21 protein-coding genes and 2 pseudogenes are annotated in these 26,117 nt (G+C 73.9%); 13 read left to right on the forward strand and 10 right to left on the reverse strand.

Annotation, left to right across the window (positions count from 1 at the left end):
• Nucleotides 1-88 precede the first annotated feature (88 nt).
• Entirely contained in the window at nucleotides 89-1,519 is a 1,431-nt protein-coding gene (locus tag IH50_RS0109740; protein ID WP_107062002.1) for an MFS transporter, read from the reverse strand.
• 130 nt (nucleotides 1,520-1,649) lie between these two features.
• Complete coding sequence (locus tag IH50_RS0109745; RefSeq protein WP_030859415.1) at nucleotides 1,650-1,907, reverse strand: WGxxGxxG family protein; 258 nt, start codon at nucleotides 1,905-1,907, stop codon at nucleotides 1,650-1,652.
• 267 nt (nucleotides 1,908-2,174) lie between these two features.
• Between IH50_RS0109745 and IH50_RS0109750 the strand changes: the two are divergent.
• From IH50_RS0109750 to IH50_RS0109765, 4 genes and pseudogenes are all read left to right on the forward strand, one after another.
• A pseudogene (locus IH50_RS0109750) lies at nucleotides 2,175-3,937 on the forward strand (MFS transporter); the annotation flags it as partial.
• Nucleotides 3,938-4,044: 107 nt separating this feature from the next.
• Nucleotides 4,045-4,695, forward strand: a complete 651-nt coding sequence (locus IH50_RS0109755; RefSeq protein ID WP_030859420.1) for a class I SAM-dependent methyltransferase — start codon at nucleotides 4,045-4,047, stop codon at nucleotides 4,693-4,695.
• An 18-nt stretch (nucleotides 4,696-4,713) separates the two neighbouring features.
• A complete protein-coding gene (locus IH50_RS0109760; RefSeq protein ID WP_030859423.1) occupies nucleotides 4,714-5,661 on the forward strand; it encodes an N-acetylmuramoyl-L-alanine amidase in 948 nt (315 codons plus the stop codon).
• A 158-nt stretch (nucleotides 5,662-5,819) separates the two neighbouring features.
• The gene (locus IH50_RS0109765; protein ID WP_030859425.1) at nucleotides 5,820-6,635 is read left to right on the forward strand and encodes a DUF5336 domain-containing protein; all 816 of its coding nucleotides are present in this window, start codon (nucleotides 5,820-5,822) and stop codon (nucleotides 6,633-6,635) included.
• A gap of 80 nt (nucleotides 6,636-6,715) precedes the next feature.
• Here IH50_RS0109765 and IH50_RS0109770 read toward each other — a convergent pair whose 3' ends face one another.
• The 3 genes from IH50_RS0109770 to IH50_RS0109780 are packed head-to-tail and all read right to left on the reverse strand — an operon-like array spanning nucleotide 6,716 to nucleotide 11,540.
• On the reverse strand, nucleotides 6,716-9,424 hold the full coding sequence (locus tag IH50_RS0109770; protein ID WP_078913911.1) for a multicopper oxidase domain-containing protein: 2,709 nt from the start codon (nucleotides 9,422-9,424) through the stop codon (nucleotides 6,716-6,718).
• Nucleotides 9,421-10,596 (reverse strand): hypothetical protein, encoded by a 1,176-nt coding sequence (locus IH50_RS0109775; protein ID WP_063759474.1) that lies wholly within the window; start codon nucleotides 10,594-10,596, stop codon nucleotides 9,421-9,423. Before IH50_RS0109775 ends, IH50_RS0109770 begins: the two co-directional genes overlap by 4 nt.
• On the reverse strand, nucleotides 10,593-11,540 hold the full coding sequence (locus tag IH50_RS0109780; protein ID WP_063759475.1) for a helix-turn-helix transcriptional regulator: 948 nt from the start codon (nucleotides 11,538-11,540) through the stop codon (nucleotides 10,593-10,595). Before IH50_RS0109780 ends, IH50_RS0109775 begins: the two co-directional genes overlap by 4 nt.
• A 73-nt stretch (nucleotides 11,541-11,613) precedes the next feature.
• Here IH50_RS0109780 and IH50_RS0109785 point away from each other — a divergent pair, with 73 nt between their 5' ends.
• Nucleotides 11,614-12,396 (forward strand): DUF2249 domain-containing protein, encoded by a 783-nt coding sequence (locus tag IH50_RS0109785; protein WP_030859433.1) that lies wholly within the window; start codon nucleotides 11,614-11,616, stop codon nucleotides 12,394-12,396.
• A gap of 73 nt (nucleotides 12,397-12,469) precedes the next feature.
• On the forward strand, nucleotides 12,470-12,763 hold the full coding sequence (locus IH50_RS0109790) for a hypothetical protein (RefSeq protein ID WP_030859435.1): 294 nt from the start codon (nucleotides 12,470-12,472) through the stop codon (nucleotides 12,761-12,763).
• Nucleotides 12,764-12,781: 18 nt separating this feature from the next.
• On the opposite strand, the gene IH50_RS0109795 is transcribed toward IH50_RS0109790, so the two are convergent.
• The 3 genes from IH50_RS0109795 to IH50_RS0109805 are packed head-to-tail and all read right to left on the reverse strand — an operon-like array spanning nucleotide 12,782 to nucleotide 16,118.
• Nucleotides 12,782-13,858: a prenyltransferase gene (locus IH50_RS0109795; protein WP_030859437.1), complete on the reverse strand. Its 1,077-nt coding sequence runs from the start codon at nucleotides 13,856-13,858 to the stop codon at nucleotides 12,782-12,784.
• On the reverse strand, nucleotides 13,855-14,613 hold the full coding sequence (locus tag IH50_RS0109800; protein WP_030859439.1) for a class I SAM-dependent methyltransferase: 759 nt from the start codon (nucleotides 14,611-14,613) through the stop codon (nucleotides 13,855-13,857). Before IH50_RS0109800 ends, IH50_RS0109795 begins: the two co-directional genes overlap by 4 nt.
• Nucleotides 14,607-16,118: a glycosyltransferase family 4 protein gene (locus IH50_RS0109805; protein WP_030859441.1), complete on the reverse strand. Its 1,512-nt coding sequence runs from the start codon at nucleotides 16,116-16,118 to the stop codon at nucleotides 14,607-14,609. The genes IH50_RS0109800 and IH50_RS0109805 overlap by 7 nt, the downstream gene beginning before the upstream one ends.
• A 206-nt stretch (nucleotides 16,119-16,324) precedes the next feature.
• Here IH50_RS0109805 and IH50_RS0109810 point away from each other — a divergent pair, with 206 nt between their 5' ends.
• The 7 genes from IH50_RS0109810 to IH50_RS0109840 all read left to right on the forward strand — a co-directional run bounded on the left by IH50_RS0109810 (nucleotide 16,325) and on the right by IH50_RS0109840 (nucleotide 23,839).
• The gene (locus IH50_RS0109810; RefSeq protein WP_030859443.1) at nucleotides 16,325-17,026 is read left to right on the forward strand and encodes a TetR family transcriptional regulator; all 702 of its coding nucleotides are present in this window, start codon (nucleotides 16,325-16,327) and stop codon (nucleotides 17,024-17,026) included.
• Between the two features lie 383 nt (nucleotides 17,027-17,409).
• On the forward strand, nucleotides 17,410-18,633 hold the full coding sequence (locus IH50_RS0109815) for a prenyltransferase/squalene oxidase repeat-containing protein (protein ID WP_030859444.1): 1,224 nt from the start codon (nucleotides 17,410-17,412) through the stop codon (nucleotides 18,631-18,633).
• Entirely contained in the window at nucleotides 18,630-19,274 is a 645-nt protein-coding gene (locus IH50_RS0109820; protein WP_030859446.1) for an SCO2322 family protein, read from the forward strand. Before IH50_RS0109815 ends, IH50_RS0109820 begins: the two co-directional genes overlap by 4 nt.
• A gap of 211 nt (nucleotides 19,275-19,485) precedes the next feature.
• The gene (locus tag IH50_RS0109825) at nucleotides 19,486-20,622 is read left to right on the forward strand and encodes an energy-coupling factor transporter transmembrane component T (RefSeq protein ID WP_030859448.1); all 1,137 of its coding nucleotides are present in this window, start codon (nucleotides 19,486-19,488) and stop codon (nucleotides 20,620-20,622) included.
• Entirely contained in the window at nucleotides 20,619-22,277 is a 1,659-nt protein-coding gene (locus IH50_RS0109830) for an ABC transporter ATP-binding protein (protein WP_030859450.1), read from the forward strand. Before IH50_RS0109825 ends, IH50_RS0109830 begins: the two co-directional genes overlap by 4 nt.
• Nucleotides 22,274-23,116: an ECF transporter S component gene (locus IH50_RS0109835; protein WP_030859451.1), complete on the forward strand. Its 843-nt coding sequence runs from the start codon at nucleotides 22,274-22,276 to the stop codon at nucleotides 23,114-23,116. The genes IH50_RS0109830 and IH50_RS0109835 overlap by 4 nt, the downstream gene beginning before the upstream one ends.
• Before the next feature lie 306 nt (nucleotides 23,117-23,422).
• Nucleotides 23,423-23,839, forward strand: a complete 417-nt coding sequence (locus IH50_RS0109840; RefSeq protein ID WP_030859453.1) for a transglycosylase SLT domain-containing protein — start codon at nucleotides 23,423-23,425, stop codon at nucleotides 23,837-23,839.
• A gap of 104 nt (nucleotides 23,840-23,943) precedes the next feature.
• On the opposite strand, the pseudogene IH50_RS0109845 reads toward IH50_RS0109840, so the two are convergent.
• Both IH50_RS0109845 and IH50_RS0109855 read right to left on the reverse strand, forming a co-directional pair.
• A pseudogene (locus IH50_RS0109845) lies at nucleotides 23,944-24,282 on the reverse strand (maleylpyruvate isomerase); the annotation flags it as partial.
• 325 nt (nucleotides 24,283-24,607) lie between these two features.
• Nucleotides 24,608-26,110: a DUF4246 domain-containing protein gene (locus IH50_RS0109855; RefSeq protein ID WP_030859457.1), complete on the reverse strand. Its 1,503-nt coding sequence runs from the start codon at nucleotides 26,108-26,110 to the stop codon at nucleotides 24,608-24,610.
• Between the last annotated feature and the right edge of the window lie 7 nt (nucleotides 26,111-26,117).

The following is a 26,117-nucleotide window of genomic DNA, read 5'->3' on the forward strand; positions in this document are numbered from 1 at the left end:
AGGGCTCCTGTCGCGTCGTTCCCGGGGGTGGGGGTGGCCGGGCGGGGGCGGGGCGCTCCGCCGGCGCCTGCCGGTGCCGGTGCGCAGGCTAACGCTCCTCCTTCGTCCTCCTCGGCAGCCACAGCCACATCACCACCGCGCCGGCCGCCAGCAGTGCCGTGCCGGTGCGGAAGGCCAGGGCGTAGCCCTCCGTCAGGGAGTGCGGGGTGCGGGTGGTGCCCGTGCGGGCCGCCGCGATCGTGGACATGATCGCGAGGCCCAGGGAACCGCCCATCGTGCGGGAGGTGTTGACCAGCCCGGAGACCAGGCCGGCCTCCTCCGGTGCAGCGCCGGACGTGGCCAGCGAGGCCAGCGGGGTGGCGGCGACGCCCGCACCGAGCATCATCAGGATGCCGGGGAACATGATCGCGGTGAGGTACGCCCCGTCGGCGGTCATCGTCGACTGCCAGCCGAAGCCGGTCGTCGCGATCAGCGTGCCGAGCACGGCCACGGTGCGCGGTCCCGCCGCGCGCATCAGCCGGGGCGCGAGCTTGGAGCCGATGATCACGGCGAGCGAGCTCGGCACCAGGGCCAGTCCGGCCTCCAGCGGGGTGTAGCCGAGCACGTTCTGGGCGTACAGGGTCATGAAGAACCACATGCAGAACATGGCGGAGCCGCTGATGAGCATCGCCACATTCGCCGACGCCACCGACCGCAGCCGCAGCAGCCCGAGCGGCATCAGCGGGGCCTTGGCCCGTGCCTCGGCGAGGAGGAACAGGCCGAGGAGGGCAAGCCCCGCGCACAGCGGCACCAGCGTGGCCGCCGCCGTCCAGCCCTCGGACTCGGTCTGTGAGATGCCGTACGCGAGGGTGGCGAGGCCGGCCGTCACCAGCAGCGCGCCCGGCAGGTCGAGCCGCCGTCCGTCCCCGGCCCGGCTCTCCGTCAGCCACCGGGCGGCCCCGGCCAGCACGAGCGCTCCGACGGGTACGTTGATCAGCAGCACCCACCGCCACGACAGCGCCTCCACGAGCACCCCGCCGACGAATCCGCCGGCCGCGCCGCCGCCCGCCCCGACGGCCGTCCAGGTCGCTATGGCCCGGGCGCGGGCCGCGCCCTCCGGCACGGCGGAGGTGACGAGGGTGAGCGTGGAGGGCGCCAGGACGGCCGCCCCGAGCCCCTGCACGGCCCGCGCCAGCAGCAACTGCCAGCCGTCCTGGGCGAGCCCGCCGGCCAGTGAGGCCAGCGTGAACAGGCCGAGGCCGACGAGGAACATCCGCTTGCGCCCGTAGAGGTCGCCGGCGCGTCCGCCGAGCAGCATGAAGCCGGCGAAGGCGATGGCGTACGCGTTCACCACCCACTGCAGGCCCTGCTCGCCGAGCGCCAGCCCGCCGCGCACGGACGGCAGGGCGACGTTCACCACCGAGATGTCGAGGACGACGAGGAACTGCCCGGCACAGGCGAGCGCCACCACCAGCCACACGGACGGGGTGGCGCGGGCGGATCCGCGGGCGGTGCCGGTGGTCTCGAGCATGTGCGCCATGCTCTCAACCGGGGCTCCGCCCCGTCATCGGCTTTTCGTCCGAGGTGGACCAGGTCTCCGGACCTGGGCGCGGACACGGACCCGGGCCCGGACCCGGACGTAAACCCGGCCCCGGGCCCGGGGCCGGCGGTCACATGCGGGTGGCGCCGCTGGTGTTCCGGTGTTCGCGCTTGCTCTTACGGGGGATGAGCCCGGCCAGTCCCAGCAGGCCGAGCAGGCCCCACAGTCCGCCGTTGCCGCCGTCGTCGTCGTTGTTGTCGTCCTGCGCCTGTACGACCGTGGCGGTGGTCGGCTGGGCCGTCTGCTCGGTGGTCTGGCCGAACGCCGCACCGACCGGGGCGATGGCGAGCAGGACGCCGATGACGACGGTGCCTACGAATTTGCGCATTGCTGTCTCCCTCATCTCAGTGGTCCCAGCAGTCGCTTTCGCACCGTCCGTAGTGCCCCTTTCTTTCCTCAAAAGACATGGAATGCGAGAAATGAAAGGAACTTTTTGATTTCCGCTTCAACTTCAACCGGATGGACCGGCACCGGTCGACACCCAAGGAACGGTCAAGAATTCGTTAGTGGTTCGAAGCATCGGAATAGTTGCCTCGGTGTACGGGGTTCGGACTGCACGTACCCCGCACACGGCCGGCCCTGGAGGCACCTTTCCATGACGCAGACGACGACCGACCGTCCCTCCGGCAGAGCGGGCGGGGCCGTGGTCCCGGTGCTCGCCTTCGCGGGCATCGTTGTCGCGGTGATGCAGACCCTGCTGGTCCCGGTCATCAAGGACCTGCCGCGACTGCTCGACACCGACCCCGCCGACGCGACCTGGGTACTCACCTCGACCCTGCTGTCCGGCGCCGTGGCCACCCCGATCATGGGCCGCCTCGGCGACCTCCACGGCAAGCGGCGGATGCTGGTCACCAGCCTCGCGGTGATGGTGGCCGGCGCGCTGGTCAGCGCGTTCACCGATGACCTGCTCCTGATGATCACCGGCCGCACCCTCCAGGGCGTCGCGATGGGCGCCATCCCGCTCGGCATCGGCCTGATGCGCGACACGCTGCCCCGCGAGCGCCTCGGCTCGGCGATGGCCCTGATGAGCTCCTCCATAGGCGTCGGCGGCGGTCTCGCGCTGCCCGCCGCCGCGCTGGTCGCCCAGCACTCCGACTGGCACGCCCTCTACTTCGGTGCCGCCGGCCTCGGCGTCCTCGCGATCGCGCTCACCCTGGCCGTCGTACCGGAGTCCCCGGTGCGCGCCGAGGGCACCTTCGACCTGCCGGGCGCGCTGGGCCTGTCCGCCGGGCTGGTGCTGTTCCTGCTCCCCGTCTCCAAGGGCAGCGACTGGGGCTGGACCTCCGGCACCACGCTGGGCCTGTTCGGCGCGGCGGCCGTGGTGCTCCTCCTCTGGGGCCTGATGGAGCTGCGCGTCCCCGCGCCCCTGGTGGACCTGCGCACCACCGCCCGCCGCGAGGTCCTGCTCACCAACCTCGCGTCGATCATGGTCGGTGTCTCCTTCTTCGTCGTCTCCCTGGTCCTGCCGCAGCTCCTCCAGCTCCCCGCCGGCCACGGGCTCGGCCGGTCGATGGTGGTCGCGGGCCTGTGCGTGGCCCCGCTGGGCCTGACGATGATGTTCACCGCCCCCGTCTACGCCCGCCTCTCCGCCCGGTACGGCCCGAAGACCACCCTCATCCTCGGCCTGGTGATCATCGCGATCGGCTACGGCGGCGGCCTCGGCCTGATGGACGCCGCCTGGCAGACCGTCGTCACCTCGGTGGTCATCGGCGCGGGCATCGGCCTCGCCTACTCCTCCCTGCCCGCGCTGATCATCGGCGCGGTGCCGGCCTCGGAGACGGGCGCGGCGAACGGCCTCAACACCCTGATGCGGTCCATCGGCACGTCGGTGTCGAGCGCCGTCATCGGCATGGTGCTGGCGAACACGGCGGACACCGTGGGCGGGGTGGAGATCCCGACCCTCCACGGTTTCCGGATCTCCTTCCTGATCGCGACGGCGGCGGTGGCCGTGGGGCTGGTCCTGGCCCTGTTCCTGCCCGGCCGGCGCCCGTCGGAGCAGCACTCGCGGCTCCGGGCGAGCAGCGAGGAGGAGGCGAACCTGGAACGCGCGGAGGCGGCCCTGCGCGGCGGCCCGCGGGACCGGGCCCTGGACGCCGCCGGGAGCCCGTCGCCCGCGCCGAGGTCACACTGACCGGCCACCACGGCCACCGGGCGGACGCCACCGTCTCCGCCGACGCCGGCCGGTACGCCCTGGCCGTCCCCGCGTAGGGCCCGTACGCCCGCGTAGGGCCCGTACGCCCGCGTAGGGCCCGTACGCCAGCGCCACCGGCCACGGCCCCGCTCGCCGCCCCGGCCCGCCACGAGGGCGACGGGCGCGCGGCCGGCCCGGACCTGCCCCTGCCGGGCGGGACGGTCTCCGTCCGCCCCCTGTTACCCGCCGGTACCCCCTGTCGCACCACCCGCGCAGGGGGTACGGCAGCATGGTGCCCGTGCACACACGTACCCCCGCGGGAGAGGCAAGCCCCATGTCGACGGCACCCGGGCCCGGGATCCTGGCCGCGTTCGAGGCGGCGAAGGGCTTCATGCCCGTGGACGAGGGCCTGGCCCTGTACGCGGCGGCGGCCGAGGCCGGCCGTCTGGGGCTGCCACTCCTGGAGATCGGCACCTACTGCGGCCGTTCCACGATCCTGCTCGCCGACGCGGCCCGCGCGGCCGGTGTCACCGCGCTCACCGTGGACCACCACCGCGGCAGCGAGGAGCAGCAGCCCGGCTGGGAGTACCACGACCCGGAGACGGTCGACCCCGAGCTGGGCCTGATGGACACCCTCCCCGCCTTCCGGCGCACCCTGCACCGGGCGGGCCTGGAGGACCACGTGATCGCCCTGGTCGGCCGCTCCCCGCGCGTCGCCGCCCTGTGGGCCTCCCCCCTCGCCCTCGTCTTCATCGACGGCGGCCACACCGACGAGCACGCCACCGCCGACTACGAGGGCTGGGCCCCGCACGTGGCCGAGGGCGGCCTCCTCGTCATCCACGACGTCTTCCCCGACCCGGTGGACGAGTTCACCGGCCAGGCTCCCTACCGCGTCCACCTCCGGGCCCTCGCGTCCGGCGCGTTCACCGAGGTCTCGGCCACCGGTTCCCTGCGTGTGCTGCGCCGTACCGGCACGGGTGTCTGACACCGCTAGGGTGGCTGCGTGTCGTACACAGGTCCCGGTTTCGATCCGCCCCAGCCCCGACGGTCCCGGCGCGGGCCCCTGACCGTGGCGCTCGCCGCGCTGGTGCCGGGCGCGCTGCTCGGGTGGGCGGTGTACGCCGCGGTGGGCGGGTCCGGGGGCGACGAGGGACCGGGGAGCGCCGCCACTTCCGCCTCCCCCTCCGCATCCGCATCCGCCTCCCCCCGTACGTCGTCGCCGGCGCCGTCCGGGCGTCCCGAGGACGAGAAGCCCGGCGCCCCGGCCGCCGCGGACGGTCCCCTCGCGGGCAAGGTCGTCGTCATCGACCCCGGGCACAACCCGGAGAACTTCAAGCACACCGCCGAGATCAACCGCCAGGTGGACGTCGGGACCCACCGCAAGGAGTGCGACACCACCGGCACGTCCACCAACGACGGCTACGCCGAGGCCGACTTCACCCTCGACGTCGCCCACCGGATGCGCGCGCTCCTGGAGAAGCAGGGCGCCACCGTGAAGCTGACCCAGGACGGGGACCGGCCGTTCGGCCCGTGCGTGGACGAGCGGGCCCGGATCGGCAACGAGGCGAAGGCCGACGCCGCCGTCTCGATCCACGCGGACGGCTCGGGCACCGGCAACCGCGGCTTCCACGTGATCCTGCCCGGCTCCGTCGATGCCGGTGCCGCCGACACCCGTGCCATCGTCGGGCCGTCCGAGGACCTCGGTACGCGTATCGCGGGCGACTTCGTCCGCGTCACCGGCAGCGCGCCCTCCAACTACGTCGGCGGCGGTACCGGGCTCGTCACGCGTAAGGACTTGGGCGGTCTCAATCTGTCAACGGTTCCCAAGGTGTTCATCGAGTGCGGCAACATGCGCGATAGCAAGGACGCGGCACTGCTGACCAGCGGTGCCTGGCGGCAGAAAGCGGCGCAAGGGATTTCCGACGGAATCGTGAGTTTCCTGCGCGGGTAGGGATCAGCGCGCTGATCCGGGCGGACAGCCCGATCGCACGGACGGTAGTGTCGTCCGGACGATGAGGGGCCACCCCCGCGCTTCCCACCGGAACCTCCGGGCGACACGGTGACAGCGACGCCTCTTCCGACGACGAGACGACCTACGAAGGACCTGAAGTGAATATCCGCTCCCTCACTCGAGGCGACGGCGTGGTGATCGGAGCAGCGGTATTGCTGTTCATCGCGTCGTTTCTCGCCACGTTCGGCGGCGACGGCGACGACATCCCCAACGCCTGGGACAACCTCGGCCTGTTGATGAGCATGTACGTCGCCGGTATCGCCGGCGCGGCTCTCATCGTGGTGGCCCGTGCGCTTCCCCAGCCGCCCAAGGTCGTCGGCCTCGACCTCGGTCAGCTCGGAGTGGCCCTGACGATCTTCGCCGCGTGGACGTCCTTCTGGTCGATCATCGACCCGCTGGGGGCGTTCGACGACCTCTTCTCCGGCCTCGGAGGTGAGGAGCCCGAGACCGGCGCCGGTCTCATCCTCGGCCTGATCGCCGCGCTGCTGCTGGCCGCCGCCGCCGTCGCCACCCCCCTGGTGCCCGCCCTCAAGGGTGCCCTGCTCCCGGCCCCCCGTCCCGCCGCCCCGCAGCCGTACGGTGCCCAGCCGCCCGCCGGTTACGGCTACCCGGGTGCACAGCAGGCGTCGTTCGGCGGTCAGCCGCAGCAGCCCTTCCCGGGGCAGCCGCAGCCGGGGCAGCCGCAGCCGGGCCAGCCCGCCGCGGCGCCCGCCGGTGACTTCTCGCCGTTCTGGTTCGCGGTGCCGGTGCCCCGTCCGCTGTTCCCGGAGGACGGCTCGCCCACGCCGATCGCCGAGCTGGCCCCCGGTACCTGGTACCTGGCGGTCGAGCAGCGCGGTCCGGCCCTCGTCGCCCAGACCCAGGACGGCCGCCGCGGCGTCCTCCAGGACACCTCGGGCATCCAGCGAGGCTGACCGGATCCGGCCCTTCCCCGTCACGGCCCCCCGCCCTTGTGGGCGGGGGGCCGCTGTCGTACGGCGGGGACCCAGCGTGTTCAGCCGACGCGGACGACGCCGTGTGCGCCGCGCTCCGCGTCGGTCATCACATGGGTGACGAACGGGTAGTCGCCCGCCTCCGGGAAGGACAGCTCGACGAACCCGCCCGACGCGGGGGCGAGATCGAGGACCTGCGCGCCGCCGTGTTCCGCGTTGCCCGGCCGCAGGTCGTACGCGCCCTCACGGAACACCGTGTCGAACTGCCCGCCCACGACGTGGAAGGCGCTGGGCACGTTCGGTCCCGCCGTCAGCACCCAGATCCGTACGCGCTCGCCGGTCCTCGCCGTCAGCGGGTCGTGGTCGTACTGGTCGGCGTACCCGTTGAAGGCGACCATGTCGGGTTCCTTGGCGTTCACCTTGTCCGCGTCGGCGGTGCCGTTCTGCGCGCCGAGGTAGAACTCCGACTGGACCAGCAGGTATTCGCGGTCCGCGCGCGGCAGGCCGGGCGGGTCGATGACGACGGCGCCGAACATGCCGTTGGCGATGTGCAGGGACATCGGCATGGTCGAGCAGTGGTACATCCACACCCCGCTGCGGGTGGCCGTGAAGCGGTACGTCAGTGACGCGCCGGGCTGGATGGTGCGCATCGGCTCGTCCGGTGCCAGCGATCCGGCGTGGAAGTCGACGGAGTGGCCGATGCTCCCGTCGTTGACGAGGGTGATCTCGAAGGTGTCCCCGACCCGGCCGCGCAGCACGGGCCCGGGGGCCGTGCCGTCGAAGGTCCACAGCGTCTGCCGTACGCCGGGGGCGACTTCGGTCTCCGCCTCCTTCACGGTGAGGGTCCGCTTGTGCACCTGGGGGCCGGATCCTCCGGTGGCGGGCGGCAGTTGTGCGTCGCGGGCGGTGAAGCCGTCGGCCGGTTCGGCCATCGGGTCGAAGGCGTCCGCGGCGGAGGCGCCCGTGCCCTCTTCATCCGTGTTCTCGGACGCCGTCCCGCCGTGGTGGTGCGCGGTCTCCTCGCTTCCTTCCGCCGTGGTACCACCGCCACCGGTGACCCGTACCCCGAAGACCATGCCCATCTGCCGGTGTCCGACCACCGAGCACCAGCCGTCCAGGTCCCGGCCGACGACGCCCGCGTCCAGCGTGGCCCGCTTCCCCGGGGCGATCCGGTCGGTGCGGGCGCCGGTCTCCAGTACCAGGTCGTGGGTGTCGGTTCCGGTGTTGTGCAGCTCGATCACCAGGCGGTCGCCGGCGGGCACGTCGACGGAGGCCGGGGAGAAGCGCATGTTCCGTACCGTCACCTCGACCGTGGTCGTGCGGCCGGTCGGCGTCACCTCCCCGCCGTCCGCGCTCGTGGCGGCGGACCGTTCCAGGACCGGCAGCGACCGCACGTCCGCCGCGCCGCCGCCCGCGACGGCCAGCATCACCACGGCGAGCCCGAGGGCCACGCCCCCGAGCACGCGGTGCGGCCGGGCCGGCGCCTCCGGAGGTGCCGGTTCGGCCGTCCCCTTCCGGCGGTTCCGTACGCCCCGTACGACGGTGAGCACCAGCAGGACGAGGAAGTGCAGCAGCATCGCCAGCAGCAGCACCGAGCAGACCACCCGGACCACGGACGGCACCGGCAGCACGCAGAGCAGCAGCGCGGCGTTGGTGACGGTCAGCCGGGCGGGCCAGGCCCGTTCGAGTCCGGCGGTGGCGGCGCGTACGGCCGTGGGGCCGCCGCCCAGGACCACGGGGACGAGAAAGCTGAGGGCGCCGAGCAGCACTTGGGCGATCCAGCCGGCGGCGAGCGGGGCGGTGAGCAGCGACGTGCGCTCCCCCACCGTGATCCAGGACGTCGTGGAGAGGAGGATGCCGGCCAGGCCCAGCAGGGACCCGGCGAGCCAGAGGCCGCCCGCGGCCACCGACCAGGCGGCGAAGGAGCGCGGGGCCTTGGCGCGGGCCTCACGTACCCACGGGATGCCGGCGATCACCAGCCCGGCGGCGTAGCCGACGACACCGGGAGCGGCCAGCGGCGGGGGGCCGAGCAGCGCGGCGGCGACGGCCATGCCGAGCCCGGCGAGCAGCACGGGGAGGGCCCTGCGTCCGGCCCGTTCCGCGCCGTCCGCCACCCGGGTGCGCAGCATCGTCGGCCACAGGGTGATCAGCGTTCCGGCCACGGTGAGGCCGATCCAGCCGAGCAGGTTGATCAGCTCGTGCGCGAGCAGCAGCCGTTCGGGGAGGTCACCGGCGAGGTCACCGCGGGCCATGACGACGCCCAGCGCGGCGCCCGCGGGCAGCAGGGCGGCGGCGGCCGTGTAGTAGCGCACAGCCATGGAGAACCGGCCGGGCAGGGCCCGCCGCAGCAGTCGTACCAGCCACACGGCGTGCGCGGTGACGGCGGCCGCGACCAGGCAGCCGCCGACGAGCACGGCGGGCCACCGGTCGGTGTACCTGCCACCGATGACGGCGACGGCCCCGGCGTTCAGGCAGACCAGCCGCAGCGCGGCGGGGGCGCCCCGGTTCGCCTCCGGCAGCCGGAGCACGGAGGCGGCGAAGTGCCCCGACCAGATGACGACGGCGTTGGTGACCGCCCCGAGCAGCAGGGTGTGGACGAGCAGCCAGAAGGCGTGCGGCAGGAAGTGGTGGGCGCTCCCGGCCACGGCGAACAGCGCGAGCCAGGCCACCACGACGGCGTTCACGCCGAGGTGCCACAGGGCGCGCGGTGACCGTCCGGGCGGCTTCGGGGCGGGGCCGTTCGCCGTGGGGGAGGAGAGCTGCGTGGTCACCGGGGGTTCCTCGGGTCGGCGGGGGTGGAGGCGGCAGGAGTGGCGGAAGCGGAGGCGGCGGAGGCGGTGCGTCGGGTGGCGGTCACCGAGGCGGTCGCCGCCGTCAGGACGAACAGCAGGACCGCGGCGATGTCGAGCGCCCCGCCGAGCTGCCAGGCCCCCCGGACGTCCCGCAGGTCGCCGACCACCACGCGCAGGGCGAGGGAGCCGTGCAGCAGCCAGGCGGCCGCCGCGAGCCCGGGGTGGTAGGGCAGGGGGCGGCGCAGGACGGCGGGCAGGATCACCGGGGCGTGCGCCATGATCATCGACATCACGAAGCCGAGGAACACGGCGTGCACCACGGCGTCGTAGCGGCTCCCCTCGGCGACCGGGCCGCCCAGCAGCCACAGGGCGCCGGCGAGGCCCAGCCACGTGTACCCGGCGAGCAGGCACGCGGCGGAGAAGCGGGGCAGTCCCGTGGCGTGCAGCAGCCGGCGGGCGACGTCGTGCACGACGAGCCAGGCGACCAGCGCGAGCAGGGCCCCGCCGAGCAGGAGCGTGCCGGTGGCCGGCCACATCAGGGTGGTGACGACGCCGGTGACGACGGCGCCGACGCAGGCCAGGAAAGCCGGTTCCGCACGGGGTGCCAGGAGGGCCACCCGGGCGAGCTCCAGCCGCTCGCCCGCGATGGTCAGCACGAGGAACGCGACCAGCCAGGGCAGCAGGCGCGGGACGTCGAGACCGCCCAGCCACAGCAGTGCCGCGCCGAGCGCCGACACGGCGCCCGCCGCCTGGGCGAGCAGGGCGGCGCCCGGCTGCCGCCGCCAGAACCGCACGTACAGCGCGGTCAGTACGGCGGCCCCGGCGGCCAGCAGCAGCCTTGGGACGGCCAGGTCCACGGGGGTGAGCAACAGCAGGCCCCCGGCGCCGAGCGCGGCGGGGGCGAGGTAGGGCCACCGCCCGCCCAGGGCGACGGCGCGTTCCAGCGCCACCAGCGTGCCGGCGAAGCCGAGGACCAGCAGCACCCCGTGCACCTGGGGCAGACGGTCGCTCGTGACCGGCGCGGGGAGCCCGAGCAGAACGAGGGCGGCGTCGAGACCGGCGAGCAGGCAGACACCGGCGGCCAGCAACAGGGGCGCGCGACGTATGCCCGCGCGCCGGGCGGCCGGGGCGACGGGGGTCACGGAGGTCACAGGGTCTCCCCGGCCTCGACGCCGCTCCGCCGGCCGGGGGCGGCGTCCGGCGCGGGGTCGGCGCCCGACGGTGCCCCGGCACCCGGAGCGGGACCACTGTCCGGCACGGGACTGGCGTCCGGCTCAGGGCCGGCATCGGGCGCAGGGCCGGTATCCGGCACGGGACCACTGTCCGGCACAGGACTGGCGTCCGGCACGGGACCGCTGCCCGGTACGGGGCCGGCATCCGACGGGGCTCCGTCGCCCTGCACGGGACCGCCACCCGGCGCAGGCGCCGTGTCCAGGTGGAGGCGGCAGGCGTCCGGTTCGGCGAAGGGCAGGAGGGCGATCTCCTGGGAGTCCTCGCCCAGGGCGCCGAGGGCGGCCCGGGCCAGTCCTTCGTGGACGCCGCAGATGACGCCGGGATGCTCGCGGGCCGTCTCGACGAAGGGGCAGCGCGGCAGCCGGACTTCGCGCGCCTCCGCGTCGGCCTCCGGGGCGAAGCCGATCTCCCCGAGAAGGTCCAGCAGCCGTTCCCGCGCCTCCCTCGGATCCGCCGACGGCTCCTGCCCGTCGGTCAGGACCCGTCCCCAGTCCTCGCCCGCGGCGAGGGCCTCCCCGCGCGGATCGGCGCTGGTACGGGCGATCCGCGCGGCCAGTACGGCGGCGAGCCCCGCGTACTCCCGTGCGGGGGACTCCTGCGGCGGGCGGGCCCGGTAGCGCCAGGCGGGACGGCCGCGCCCGGCGGGGGCGGACCGCTCACGGGCGGCCAGCCCGTCGTCCACCAGGGCGTCCAGGTGCTCGCGGACGGTGTTGACGTGCAGCGCGCACACCTGGGCGAGCGCGGTGGCGGTGACGGAACCGGACTGTCCGCGCAGGTACTGCAGGACACCGCTCCGCTGCCGGGACAGCGGAACGCGGTGCGCTCCGCTGCCGGGAAGCGGGCCGTTATTTTCCACGGTCATGTCCGTACTATATTGCAGGCATCGGCCCGCACCGCTCGGACGGGTCGTCGACGGCTGGAAGGAACGGCCCCTGATGAGCACTCTGACCCTCGCATCGGACCCCGAGGACGCGGCGGCCGTCGAAGCCGTCGAGGCGCATCACGCCCAGCTGGCCGGTGAGCTGGCCGGACGGGTGGCCATGCTGGTCGCCGCGGCGGACCGCGACCCGGCCGCGGCCGACGAGGTCCGCGCCGGACTGGTCGCCTTCTGCGACCGGGACCTGCTCCCGCACGCGGTCGCCGAGGAGGGCACCCTCTACACCGCCGCCCGCGACCTGCCCGAGGCCCGCCTCCTCATCGACGGCATGCTCGCCGAACACCGCAGGCTGACCGCCCTGGTCGACGCGGTGCGCGAGGCGGACTCCGCCGTACGGGCGGCGGCCGACGGCCGGGCCCTCCAGGTCCTGTTCGAGGAGCACCTGGCCAAGGAGAACGACCTCGTCCTGCCGCTGCTCGCCGGCGCCCCGGACATCTCACTGGCCGACCTGCTGGGCGGCATGCGCGAACTGCTCGGTGGCGGTGGGGAGTCCGCGGAGGGAGCCGCGGGCGGCGGCTGCGGCGGCACCTGCGGCTGCGGCGGACCGGACGACGTGGAGGTGCCCGAACTCGACGTCCGGGACGTCCCGCACGCCCTGCGGCACGCCACGGTCTTCGGCGCGCTCGGTGCCGTACCGGCAGGGCGGGCCATGGTGCTCGTGGCACCGCACGACCCGCTGCCGCTGCTGCGGCAGATCGAGGACCGGTACCCCGGTGTCTTCGCGGTGGAGTACCGGCAGCGCGGCCCGGAGGCGTGGCGCCTGCTGCTCACCCACCGCTGAACCCGCGCCGAACTTCCTTGCCGGCCCCGGACGTTCCGGGTTTCATCCGCCCGTTCGGGGCCAGTCGGAAAGCATGTCCCCTCGCTATCGCACTGGTTCCAACTCCGCGGGGACGGTCGTCGCGGTGATCGCGGACATCATGGCCGTCATCCTCGGACTCTGGATTCTGATGTACCTGCTGGACGCCAACCGGGGCAACGACCTGGTGCGGTTCGTCCACGACGCGGCCGACTGGCTGGCCGCCTGGTCGCGCGACCTGTTCACCTTCGACGAGGAATGGGCCAGGGTCGTCGCCGGTTACGGACTCGCCGCCGTCGTCTACCTGTTCATCGGCCACGCCGTCGCCGGCCGCCTGCGCCGCTACTGAGGCGGCCGTCCGGCCGGCTCAGGTGAGCGGACAGCAGTCCGGGTCCAGGCCCCTGGGCAGCAGGTCGCCGCCGAACACCGCGCAGGTGGCCTCGTGGCCGCCGAGGGCGGCGACCGCCAGCAGCAGTGAGCCGGCGGTCCAGGTGGTCAGTTCGCGCGGCCAGACCGCGTCGTCGTCGAAGACGTAGCCCGTCCAGTACAGGCCCGTCTCCGGATCACGCAGGTGCTGGATCGACTGGAGCACCTCCAGCGCGCGGTCGGACTCGCCCATCGCCCAGAGCGCCAGGGCGAGTTCGGCCGACTCGCCGCCGGTCACCCATGGGTTGGGCACCACACAGCGCACCCCGAGTCCGGGGACGACGAAACGCTCCCAGCCCTCCTCGATACGGGCCTTGGCCTCCGCGCCGGTGAGCGCGCCGCCGAGCACCGGGTAGTACCAGTCCATGGAGTAGCGGTCCTTGTCGAGGAACCGCTCCGGGTGGTGCCGGATCGCGTGCCGCAGCGCGCCCGCCGCCAACTCCCAGTCCGGCTGCGGCTCCTCGCGCTGCTCGGCGATGGCCAGCGCGCAGCGCAGCGCGTGGTGGACGGAGGAGGAGCCGGTGAGCAGCGCGTCCGCGGTGGGCGTGCCGTCGTCGTCGCGCCGCCAGCCGATCTGCCCGCCGGGCTGCTGCAGCCGCAGCACGAACTCCACCGCCGCGTACACCACGGGCCACATGCGGTCCAGGAACGTGTCGTCGCCGGTGGAGAGGTAGTGGTGCCACACCCCGACCGCGACGTAGGCGACGAAGTTGGTCTCCCGGCCCCGGTCGGTGACGTCGAGCGGGTCGCCGTCGGCGTAGGCCGCGTACCAGGAGCCGTCCGCCACCTGGTGCCGGGCCAGCCACCGGTAGGCCCGTTCGGCGGCGGCGTGCTCGCCCGCCGTGTCGAGGGCCATCGCGGCCTCGACGTGGTCCCACGGGTCGAGGTGGTGCCCCCGGAACCAGGGGATCGCCCCGTCCTCCCGCTGTACGGCGAGGATGCCGGCGACGGTCGCGGCGGCCTGGCCTGCGGTCAGGACCCCGGGCAGGACCAGGTGTTCGGTCCGGGGGGTCGTCACGTGACGTCCGCCTCGGCCCCGGCCCCGGCCGCGGTGCGCGGCAGGTGCGGCTTGGTCGCGTACGCCACGAAGCTCTTGCCGATCAGCGGGTTCAGCGCCCGCTCCGTGACCCGGGTGGCCAGCGGCTTCTTCATGATGTCCCAGACCAGCAGCTTGTGGTACGCCCGTACCGGCAGCGCCTTGGCGTTGTCCACGCCGAACGCGCACTTCAGCCACCAGTACGGCGAGTGCAGCGCGTGCGCGTGATGGGTGCCGTACGGGCGCAGGCCCGCCCCGCGGATCTTCGCGAGCAGTTCGTCCGCCTTGTAGATGCGGATGTGGCCGCCCTCGACCTCGTGGTAGGCGTCGGACAGCGTCCAGCACACCTTCTCCGGGCCGTAGCGCGGCACGGTGATGGCGATCCGGCCGCCGGGCTTGAGCACGCGCACCATCTCGGCGAGGACGCCCTTGTCGTCGGGGATGTGCTCCATCACCTCGGAGATGATGACGACGTCGAAGGACTCGTCGGGGAAGGGCAGGGCGAGGGCGTCGCCCTCCATGGCGGTGGCGGTGGCCCCGGCGGGCGCCTCCCCGGCCTCCTTCATCGCCGCGAACCACTTGGCGACCTCGCGGATCTCCTCGCCGTTCCGGTCCAGCGCCACGACCTGGGCGCCGCGCCGGTAGCACTCGAAGGCGTGCCGGCCGGCCCCGCATCCGAGGTCCAGGACGCGGTCGCCCGGGGCGAGCGGGAACCGGGAGAAGTCGACGGTCAGCACGTGGCCCTGCTTTCGCGGTCGAAGGTGTCGGCTGCGGGCACGGACACGGCGGCGGCCGTGTCCGCGGAGGTGTCGGGAGCGGCGTCCCCGGCGACCGGGGCGTCGGCGGCCCCGGTCGCGGCACGGTCCGCGGGCCGGGTCCCGGAGCGGGCGGCGGCCCGGGCACCGGGGCGGGCGGCGCCCGTGTCCCGGCCCGCACCCGCCATCGCCTCGCGGTAGCGGGCCACCGTGCCCTGGGCCGCACGCGCCCAGGTGAAGCGGGCCAGCACCCGCTCCCGTCCGGCCGCCCCGAGCCGGGCGCGCAGTTCCGGGTCGCCGAGCAGCCGGGTCAGCGCGGCGGCCAGCGCCCCCGCGTCGCCGGGCGGTACGGCCAGACACGTCTCCCCGTCACGGCCGGCCACCTCGGGGATCGCCCCGCCGGTGGTGGCGACCAGCGGGGTGCCCGTGGCCATGGCCTCGGCGGCCGGCAGGGAGAAGCCCTCGTAGAGCGACGGCACGCAGGCGACCTGTGCCGACCGCACCAGGTCGACGAGTTCGGCGTCCGAGATGCCCTTGACGAACTCGACGGCGCCTTCGAGGCCGTACCGCTCCATCGCCTGCGCGACGGGCCCCTCCACGGGCCGCTTGCCGACCACGACGAGGTGGGCGTCGGGCTGTTCGGCCCGCACCTTCGCCAGCGCCTCGACGAGGAAGACCAGGCCCTTCAGCGGCACGTCGGCGCTGGAGGTGGTGACGATCCGGCCCGGGACGACCGCGACGGACGGGTCCGGGGAGAACAGGTCGGTGTCGGCGCCGATGTGGACGACGTGGACCCTGTCCCGCCGTACGCCGAGATCGTCGACGATCTCCTGGCGGGAGCTGCCGGAGACGGTGAGCACGGACGGCAGGCGGCGCGCCACCCTCTTCTGCATGCGCGTGAAGGCGTACCAGCGGCGCACCGAGTAGCGCCGCTGCCAGTTCTCGGCGGCGTCCAGCTCCAGGCGCCGGTCGACGGTGATGGGGTGGTGGATGGTGGTCACCAGGGGGGCGCCGAGATCGCCGAGCAGGCCGTAGCCGAGGGTCTGGTTGTCGTGGACGACGTCGAAGTCGCCGCGCCGGGCGCGCAGATGGCGGCGGGCGCGCAGGGAGAACGTCAGCGGCTCGGGGAAGCCGCCGGTCCACATCGTGCCGACCTCGAGCGCGTCGATCCAGTCCCGGTACTCGCCGCGCTTCGGGGTGCGGAAGGGGTCCGGCTGGCGGTAGAGGTCGAGGCTGGGCAGTTCGGTGAGGACGGGTCCGTCGCAGGCCTCGTCGTGGATCTCGTCGAGGACCGGGTACGGCTGGGCGCCGATGACCTCGACGCGGTGTCCGAGGCGGGCGAGTTCGCGGGAGAGGTGGCGTACGTAGACGCCCTGCCCGCCGCAGAACGGGTTTCCCTTGTAGGTGAGGAGTGCGATGCGGAGCGGTCGCAAGCCGTCGGATGCGGGCCCCCGCGAGGACCCGGCCTGACTGGCCTCAGCGGTCACTCTGGGCCCCCTTCTCCCTGCACTGTCCCGCGACATTACGACGGGACGCTGATCTAGAACAAGTTTCAGAGTTGATCGTTCGGAGGATCTGAATCTACCGGCAGGTAGGGGCACCGGGAGCGGTGGATCAGGTGATTCACGCCACGACGGACGGCATGCCATGCTGTCTGATCATCCACCCTCACCGACTGTCACGGACGGGACCCATGCCTACGGAAGCCAACAGGGACGAGGCGGCCAGGGCAGCCAGGGCAGCCACGGCGGACAAGGCGGGCAAGGCGGCGGCGGAAGCCGGCACCGCGCGGCCCGCCCCGGCCGCACCGCTCACCGAGCGCCAGGAGGCGCGCCGGCGCCGCATCCTGCGGGCGTGCGCGCAGCTGGCCGGCCGGGGCGGGTTCGACGCGGTGCAGATGCGTGAGGTCGCGGAGTCCTCCCAGGTGGCGCTCGGGACGCTGTACCGCTACTTCCCGTCCAAGATCCACCTCCTGGTCGCCACCATGCAGGACCAGCTGGAGACCCTGCACGGCACGCTGCGGAAGAAACCGCCGGCCGGCGCGACCCCGGCCGAGCGGGTCGCGGAGACCCTGATGCGGGCCTTCCGCGCGCTCCAGCGGGAGCCGCACCTGGCCGACGCGATGGTGCGCGCCCTGACGTTCGCGGACCGCGGTGTGAGTCCGGAGGTCGACCAGGTCTCCCGGCAGACCACGAGGATCATCCTGGACGCCATGGAGCTCACCGATCCCACGCCCGAGCAGCTCTCGGCCGTCCGGGTCATCGAGCACACCTGGCACTCGGCCCTGATCACCTGGCTCTCGGGCCGCGCCTCCATCGCCCAGGTCAAGACGGACATAGAGACGGTGTGCCGCCTGATGGACCTGACGGCCCTGGAGGCGGCGGACGCCCGCTGAGCCGTCGGGGCCACTCCCCTTTCCGGGGGTGCGGGTGCGGCGCGCGTCCCACGGTTGACGTGACCCCGCTCACCGAAGCCACCCCTGGCCCCTTCCCTACGGGCGGGTAGAGTGTCGGCGTCGTCATCACACCGTACGGGGGGAAGCCGGTGCAATTCCGGCGCTGACCCTTCCCCAAGTCTCGGCTTCGCTCGACCCGGGGAGACCCCTCTCGTGAACCGCCCGCCGAGGCGGTGAGCCGGACTGCCCCGCACGGTTCATGACCGGCTCACGTGCCCGGCGGACCCGCCGGCGCACCGGCACCGTCGAGGTATACGGAGCCGAGCCGCCGGGGTGTCCCGCGCTGCCCGGCTCCCCCGCAGGGAAGAAGGCACCCGCCGATCATGAATGTTCGCCGCAGCGCAGCGGTCCTGGCCGCCGTCGCCGTGATCGGCGCCGCCACCCCGGCCGCCGCCGACACCACCCCCTCCCCGTCGCCGTCCAAGGCGCTCCCCTCCGCCCTGTACGGCGACGGCGACCCGCAGTACGACGGCGTCTGGCGCCAGTCACTCGCCCTGCTCGCCCAGCACACGGTCGGCGTCGAGCCGCCGAAGGCGGCCGTCGACTGGCTCACCGGCCAGCAGTGCGCCGACGGCTCCTTCGCCCCGTACCGCGCCGACACCGCCGCGGCGTGCGACGCGAAGACGATGGTCGACACCAACCAGACCGCCGCCGCCGTCCAGGCCCTCGCCGCGCTCGGCGGCCACGACGACGTCACCGGGAAGGCCGTCGGCTGGCTGAAGTCCGTGCAGAACAAGGACGGCGGCTGGGGCTACACGGCGGGCGGCGCCAGCGACACCAACTCCACCTCCGTCGTCGTCGGCGCGCTCGCGGCCGCCGGTGAGAAGCCGGCCGAGGTGAAGAAGGACGGCAAGTCCCCCTACGACGCCCTGCTGACGCTGGCGCTGCCCTGCGAGGGCGACGGCGCGGGCGCGTTCGCCTTCCAGCCGGACAAGAAGGGTGAGCTGGTCGCCAACGCGGACGCGACGGCGGCGGGCGTGCTCGGCTCGCTCGGCGCGGGCCTGGCCGCCGGGCCCGGCAAGGGCGGTTCCGGGGAAGCGGCGTGCGAGAAGGCCGACGGCCCCGAGCAGGCCGCCGCCAACGGTGCCGCCTATCTCACCGACGCCCTCGCCGAGAACGGTCACCTCACCTCCGCCCTGGCCGGTGCCGAGGACCAGCCCGACTACGGCAACACCGCCGACGCGGTGGTCGCGCTCGCCGCGCAGGGCGCCGGCGAGCAGGCCGCGAAGTCCCTGACCTGGCTGGAGAAGAACGCCGCCGACTGGGCGGCGCAGAGCGGCCCCGCCGCCTACGCCCAGCTCGTCTTCGCCGCCCACGCGACCGGCGCCGACCCGCGCGACTTCGGCGGCGCGGACCTGGTGAAGCAGTTGGGCGCGACGGGCCCGGCCGCCGAGAAGACCCTGGAGGCCAAGGCGGACGAGAAGAAGGAGAAGGAGGAGTCCGACTCCGGCTCCGGCCTCGGTGTCTGGTGGTTCGTCGGCGTCTGCCTGGTCGCCGGCATCGGCATCGGCTTCCTGATCAGCGGCCGCGGGAAGCGGCAGCCGTGATCCGCCGGGCCACCGTGCTGTTCCTGGCCGCGCTCCTGCCCCTGCTGGCGGGAGCGGGCCGGGCGGACGCCGTCGGCTACCGCTACTGGTCGTTCTGGGAGCAGGACGGCACGGCATGGACGTACGCCACCCAGGGCCCGTCCCTCGCCCGCCCGGCCGACGGCGACGTCCACGGCTTCCGCTTCTCCGTCAGCGAGAACTCCGCCGACGCAGCGCAGCCGCGCGGCACCGCCGACTTCGACACCATCTGCGCGAAGACCCCGGCGGCCGACGGCAGGAAACGCGTGGCCCTGGTCATCGACTTCGGCACCCCCGCCGACGCCCCGTCCGGCGAGACCCCGCCGGCCGGCCGCACGGCCTGCGCCCGGGTCCCCGAGGACGCCACCACGGCCGAGGCCCTGGCCTCGGTGGCCGAGCCCCTCCGCTACGACACCAACGCCCTGCTCTGCGCGATAGCGGGCTACCCGGAGAAGGGCTGCGGAGAACAGGTCTCGACGGAGGAGAAGGCCCCCGCCCCCACCGAGGAGAAGCCCGAGCCGGACGACTCGGACGGCCCGTCGATCGGCCTACTGGCCGGAATCGCTGTTGTCGCATTCCTCGGAACAGCAGCCCTGTGGCAGGCCCGCCGCCGTGCGTCGTGACTGTGAACACGACTGCCCACCCGACTGTGGGCAGTCGTGCCGCTGGGGCGGCACGGGTGGGCGATGGGGGTCCCCCCGCTCATGGGGGTCCCCCCGCTCATGGGGGTCCCCCCGCTCATGGGGGTCCCCCCGCTCATGGGGGTCCCCCCGCTCGAGCGAAGCCGAGAGTGGGGGAGGAGCCGAGAGTGGGGGAGGCACCCGGCAAACGCCGGTGGAGCAGCCCACCCCCGCCCAGCGCCAGCACCGGCACCAGCACCGCACCCCCCACCTCCACCCCGGCGCCTGGTGGCTCTGGTCCCTCTCCCTCGGCACCGCCGCCACCCGCACCACCAACCCCCTCCTCCTCACCCTCCTCATCACCGTCTCCGCCTACGTCGTGGCGGCCCGCCGCCCCCACACCCCCTGGTCCCGCTCCTACGGCGCCTTCCTCAAACTCGCCCTCGCCGTCGTCCTCGTCCGCCTCGCCTTCGCCGTGATCCTCGGCTCCCCCATCCCCGGCACCCACACCCTCGTCCACCTCCCCGAAGTCCCCCTCCCCCACTGGGCCCAGGGCATCCGTCTCGGCGGCAAGGTCACCGCGGAGGCCCTCACCTTCGCCCTGTACGACGCCCTCCGCCTCGCCACCCTCCTCGTCTGCGTGGGCGCCGCGAACGCCCTCGCCAACCCCTCCCGCCTCCTCAAGTCCCTCCCCGGCGCCCTGTACGAACTCGGCGTGGCCGTCGTCGTCGCCCTCACCTTCGCGCCCCACCTCGTCGCCGACGTCCGGCGGCTGCGCGCCGCCCGCCGGCTGCGGGGCCGGCCCGACAAGGGGCTTCGCGGCCTGCTCCAGGTCGGACTCCCGGTCCTGGAGGGCGCGTTGGAGCGTTCGGTCGCCCTCGCCGCCGCGATGGACGCGCGCGGATACGGCCGTACCGCCGACGTACCTCCCGCCGTCCGCCGTACCACTGCCGCCCTCACCCTCGGCGGTCTGCTCGGCGTCTGCGCCGGGACGTACGGGCTGCTCACCGCCGAGGGCGGCACCTACGGCCTGCCCGTCCTCCTCGCCGGTGTCGCCGCCGCCCTCGCGGGCCTGTGGCTCGGCGGCCGGCGCACCCTGCGCACCCGCTACCGCCCGGACCTCTGGGACACCAGGGCCTGGCTGGTCACGGCGTCCGGAGTCGCCGTGGCGGCCCTCCTGACCCTCGCCGCCTCCCGCGACCCCGCGGCCCTGCACCCCGGCGTGGTCCCGCTCGTCGCGCCCACGCTGCCCCTGTGGCCGGCGGCGGCCGTCCTGATCGGCCTGCTCCCCGCCTTCCTCACCCCCGCCCCCGAGGCGGCCACGGACACCCGCAAGGAGCCGACGACGTGATCCGCTTCGAGAACGTGTCGGTGACGTACGACGGAGCGGCCGAACCTGCCGTCCAGGGCGTCGACTTCGAGGTTCCCGAGGGCGAACTGGTCCTCCTCGTCGGCCCGTCCGGCGTCGGCAAGTCGACGGTCCTGGGCGCGGTGAGCGGCCTGGTCCCGCACTTCACCGGCGGCACCCTGCACGGCAGGGTCACGGTCGCCGGCCGCGACACCCGTACCCACAAGCCGCGCGAACTCGCCGACGTGGTGGGCACGGTGGGCCAGGACCCGCTCTCCCACTTCGTGACGGACACGGTGGAGGAGGAACTCGCCTACGGCATGGAGTCGCTGGGCCTCCCCCCGGCCGTGATGCGCCGCAGGGTGGAGGAGACCCTGGACCTCCTCGGCCTCGCCGGCCTCCGCGACCGCCCCATCGCCACCCTCTCCGGCGGCCAGCGGCAGCGCGTGGCGATCGGCTCGGTCCTCACCCCGCACCCCCGGGTCCTGGTCCTCGACGAGCCGACCTCCGCGCTCGACCCCGCGGCGGCCGAGGAGGTCCTCGCGGTCCTCCAGCGCCTGGTCCACGACCTCGGCACCACCGTCCTCATGGCCGAGCACCGCCTGGAACGCGTCATCCAGTACGCCGACCAGGTGGCGCTGCTGCCGGGCCCCGGCGAGCGGCCGTGGCTCGGCACCCCGCCGGAGGTGATGGCGGTCTCCCCCGTCCACCCGCCGGTGGTCGGCCTGGGCCACCTGGCCGGCTGGTCCCCCCTCCCCCTGACGGTCCGCGACGCCCGGCGCAGGGCGGGCCCGCTGCGCGACCGCCTCGCCGGCAGGCGACCTCCCGCCCATGAGCCCGCGCCGAAGCCGGCCCCTGCCCCCCGGCGCCTGTTCCCGCGCGGGAGGCCCGGCACCCCGGCCCCCGCCCCCGTGGCCGAGGTCCGCTCCCTGGCGGTGCGCCGCGACCGCGTCCAGGCCCTGCGCGGGGTCGACCTGACCGTCGCCCCCGGCGAGACGATCGCCCTCATGGGCCGCAACGGCGCCGGGAAGTCGACGCTGCTCAGCGCGCTCGTGGGTCTGGTCGCCCCCTCCTCGGGCTCGGTCCGCACCGGCGACGCGGTCCCCCACCGCACCCGCCCCCGCGACCTGGTCCGCCGCGTCGGCCTGGTCCCGCAGGAACCCCGCGACCTCCTGTACGCCGACACGGTCGCGGCGGAGTGCGCGGCCGCCGACGGGGACGCGGGCGCCGAGCCGGGCACCTGCCGCGCCCTGCTGACCGAGCTGCTCCCCTCGGTGGCCGACGGCACCCACCCCCGCGACCTGTCCGAGGGCCAGCGCCTGACCCTCGCCCTCGCGGTCGTCCTGACCGCCCGCCCGCCCCTGCTCCTCCTCGACGAGCCGACCCGCGGCCTGGACTACGCGGCGAAGGCCCGCCTGGTGACGGCCCTGCGCGGACTGGCCGCCGAGGGCCACGCGATCGTCCTGGCCACGCACGACGTGGAACTGGCGGCGGAACTCGCCCACCGGGTGGTGCTGCTCGCCGAGGGCGAGGTGATCGCGGACGGCCCGGCGGCGGAGGTGGTCGTGGCGTCCCCGTCCTTCGCCCCGCAGGTGGCGAAGATCCTCGCCCCGCAGCACTGGCTCACGGTCTCCCAGGTCCGGGAGGCCCTGCGATGACCGCCGCCCGCAGCACGCACCCGCAGCGCCGGACCCGGGCCGTCCGTCTGGGCCCCCGTTCCTGGGCGGCCCTCGCCCTGGTGAGCGCGGTGGGCGTGGCGGGCGTCGGCTGGCCCTTCCTCGCCCCGCCCGACTCCTCCGTGAACGCCCACGCCCAGGACGCGCCGTGGCTCTTCGCCGGCCTCCTCGTCCTGCTGGTGGCGGTCGTGGGGGCGACGATCTCGGAGTCGGGCCTGGGCCCGAAGGCGGTGGCGATGCTCGGCGTCCTCGCGGCGACGGGCGCGGCCCTGCGCCCCATCGGCGCGGGCACGGCCGGCCTGGAGCCCATGTTCTTCCTCATGGTCCTCAGCGGCCGGGTCCTCGGCCCCGGCTTCGGCTTCGTCCTCGGCTCGGTGACGATGTTCGCGTCCGCCCTGCTCACCGGCGGGGTGGGCCCCTGGCTGCCGTTCCAGATGCTGTCGATGGGCTGGTTCACGATGGGCGCGGCCCTGCTGCCGGGCGCCGGCCGGCTGCGCGGGCGCGCGGAGCTCTGCCTGCTCGCGGTGTACGGCTTCCTGGCGGCCTTCGCCTACGGCACGGTGATGAACATGGCGGGCTGGCCCTTCATGTCGGCCCTGGCCTCGAACATCTCCTTCGACCCGGACGCGCCGCTCCCCGCCAACCTGGCCCGTTTCCTGGCGTACTGCCTGGCGACGTCCCTCGGCTGGGACCTGGGCCGGGCCCTGGTCACGGTCGCCCTGACCCTCACCCTCGGCACCCCGGTCCTGAAGGCCCTGCGCCGCGCCACCCGGCGTGCGGCCTTCGAGGCGCCGGTCACATTCGGGGAGACCCCTCGGTGAGCGGCCGCTCGCGCCCGGTGAACGAGTGGGTGAAGGACCCCACATGAGCCGGGTCACATACGAAGCGGGACCGTAGCCGGGCTCCCCGCGAACGCTCCCGCGCACACCCCCCTGCCCCACCCCTCACTGCGACCACGCTTAGTAAAAGGGACCTTTGCGGGCAATCGCGAGATTTGTTTCCGTGGAGCGGTCGCCAGGCGCCGACGTCCCCCAGGGGTCGCGGCGCCGCCCCATGCCCCCGCCGCACGGCATCCGTACGGCACCGGGCGTACGGCGACCTCCCTGTTCCCGACCGAAAGGCCGCCTGTGTCCGCCGCTTCCCTCCTCCGCACCGTCACCGCCCCGAAGAAGGCCCTCGCAGGCGCCGCCCTCGCGGCCGCCGCCTGCGGCACCCTGATCGCCGCCGCGCCCGCCCAGGCCGCGACGACGAGCGCCTCCTCGGCCCAGGCGACCGCGCAGAAGATGATCGGCGACCCGGCCGAGTTCCAGTGCTTCTCGAAGATCGTCCAGCACGAGAGCAGCTGGAACCCCACCGCCACCAACGCCTCCAGCGGCGCCTACGGCCTGGTCCAGGCCCTGCCCGCCTCCAAGATGGCCTCGGCCGGCTCCGACTGGAAGACCAACCCCGCCACCCAGATCAAGTGGGGCCTGGACTACATGAAGAGCCGCTACGGCAGCGCCTGCGACGCCTGGTCCTTCTGGCAGACCAACCACTGGTACTGACGGCACCGCACCCCCCCCATACCGAAGGCGGCGACCCCACGATCCCCGGGGCCGCCGCCTTTGTCCGTCTCCGGATCATGCGGCACCCCCGACCGGGCGGGAACTCAACCGAGGACGAACGGAATCCTCTCGGCGAGGCCGCCCAGTACGGTCCTCTCCCCGGCGGTCGCCGTACGGCGTCCCGTACCGAGCAGGAGCACGTCCGCGTCGGGGAGTTCGCCGGGGAACGCGGCGCCGGCGATCTTCTCCAGGGCCGCGCGGGCCACCGCGAGGGTCGCGGCGGGGGGCTGGGGGGCCGAGGGGAGGTGGGCGATCAGGTCCAGGTGGTGCAGGGTCCATTCCAGGACGTATGCGGAAAGGTAGTCGCCGACGGTCAGGACCTTGTCCCGGGTGCTGACGCGGGCCGCCGGGTCGGCCAGTCCGGCGGCACGGGCGGCCGCGGCGAGCAGGGCGGTCCAGGAGTGCGAGAAGGGGGTCATCGCGGCCGACCGGTGGTCGTCCAGGTCAGGAAGGCACTGCTGTGGGTGGACTTACGCCGGTTGGTCTCCATGGCTTTCCTCCGTCATGCGCCGGATCGGCTCCGCCGGTTCTCTGAGCGAGAGTGCGACAGCCCGCAGATGATCACAACGGAGCCGCGGTGACCGACACCGGTGAAGAAGCGAGTGGCCCGATGGTCACTTCGCCGCAACGGTCACGCGACTCCGTATACCCGCCCCAGCGGTGAACGCCCCGCCCGGTTCCCCGTCCATGTGGTCGGGCCCCGGCGCCTCAGTGCTCGCAGAGGGAGAACTCCCGCTCGTAGAGCTGCTCGTTGTGCTCGGCGACGAAGAACTTGCGTTCGTGCATGAGCTGTTCGCGGTACTCCTTCGCCTGCTCCAGCGTCATGGTCGACGTGTCGGCCCAGGGCTGCTGCGGCGGTATGTCGGAGGTCGAGACGATCGTCTCCGAGGGGTCGACGAGGAAGAACGCGAGGATCTTGCGGTGTCCCGGGCGGGTGGGGTCCTCGAGCCGGAACGGGCTGACGCGGTGCTGGAGGATGTTCGGGAAGGCCAGGCAGCGGCCCGCCGGGGTCGCCGCCGATCCCAGCACCTGGTTCAGCGCGTCCTCGTTCTCCAGGCCGTAGACGTCACGCATCCCGTTGTCGTCGTTCTGCTCGTAGTCCGGGTCGTCGAGTGCCGCCCGGAAGCTCAGCCGGCTCTCGGTGATGTTCTCGCTGTCCCAGTAGTAGATGCCGGTGGAGACGATCCGCTCGTTCATCATCCCCTCGACGTGCCAGGAGCCGCCCGCGTACTCGGGCTTGTCCGGGGTGAGCCGGATGGTGGCGAGCTTGACGATGACCTGGAGCCGGCGGCCGCGCAGATCGACCCGGACGGTCTCGTCGGGCGACTCGGGCGGGGTGAAGACCGGGGCGTCGGGAACGACCGGGCGGCGGTTCTCCCACCAGTCGTCCTGCGCCGCCTCCCACGCGTAGAAGGCTTCCTCGAACGCCGCGTCGTCGCTGTAGTCGGACTTCCGCGGCTCCTGCGGCTCGGAGTCGTACCAGCCGTAGGGGTCCGGCTCGATCCGCAGCGGCCTCGGACAGCGCAGCCCGGTGAGCACGTTCTCCCACAGCGGGAGGAAACGCGCGAACAACTCCGGCAGCACGGCGGCCAGTTCGCGGTGCCGTTCGGGGTGGACGTTGTTGACGTACGAGCGGAAGGCGACGGCGCCGTCGTCACTGACGTCGACGTCGGTGGGCAGCCACTGGAACTTCTCCGAGAACTCGTGCTTCGAGAAGCTTCCCGTCGGGTTGCGCCATGCCTCCTCGGGCGCCCCGCTCACCTCCCTGACCAGGCAGAACAGCGAGGGATGGACGAGGTCGAGCACCTGCCCGCCGGAGCCGGGGTGCCAGTCCAGCTCCGCCTCGGGAACGTCCTCCAGCACCCGGACCGCCTCCCGCAGCCGGGCCCTGAGCCCGTCGTCGACCAGGGTGTCCGACTGCCACACCCCGTCGACGGCGGACACCTCGGCACCGGTCCGCTCGTCCCGCAGCCCGGCGTAGTGACGCAACTCGTCCAGCACGTAGCGCACCTGGGCCTCGGTGAGCCCCTGCTCGACCGCTTCCCGCGCCCACCGGGCGGCGATGCCGGCGTCGTTCATCTTGTCGAACCACCCCGGCTTCTCCCGCAGATGCGCGCTGCACCGGATCATCTCGAGCTCGCGCAGCGTTCGAGGGGGCGCGTACAGCATGGAGGTGTGAAAGGGCAGCGGGAAAGCGGACAGGTCGGACAACTCTCTT

This window comes from Streptomyces sp. NRRL S-37 (genome assembly GCF_000721605.1).
In the GTDB taxonomy this organism is placed as follows: domain Bacteria; phylum Actinomycetota; class Actinomycetes; order Streptomycetales; family Streptomycetaceae; genus Streptomyces.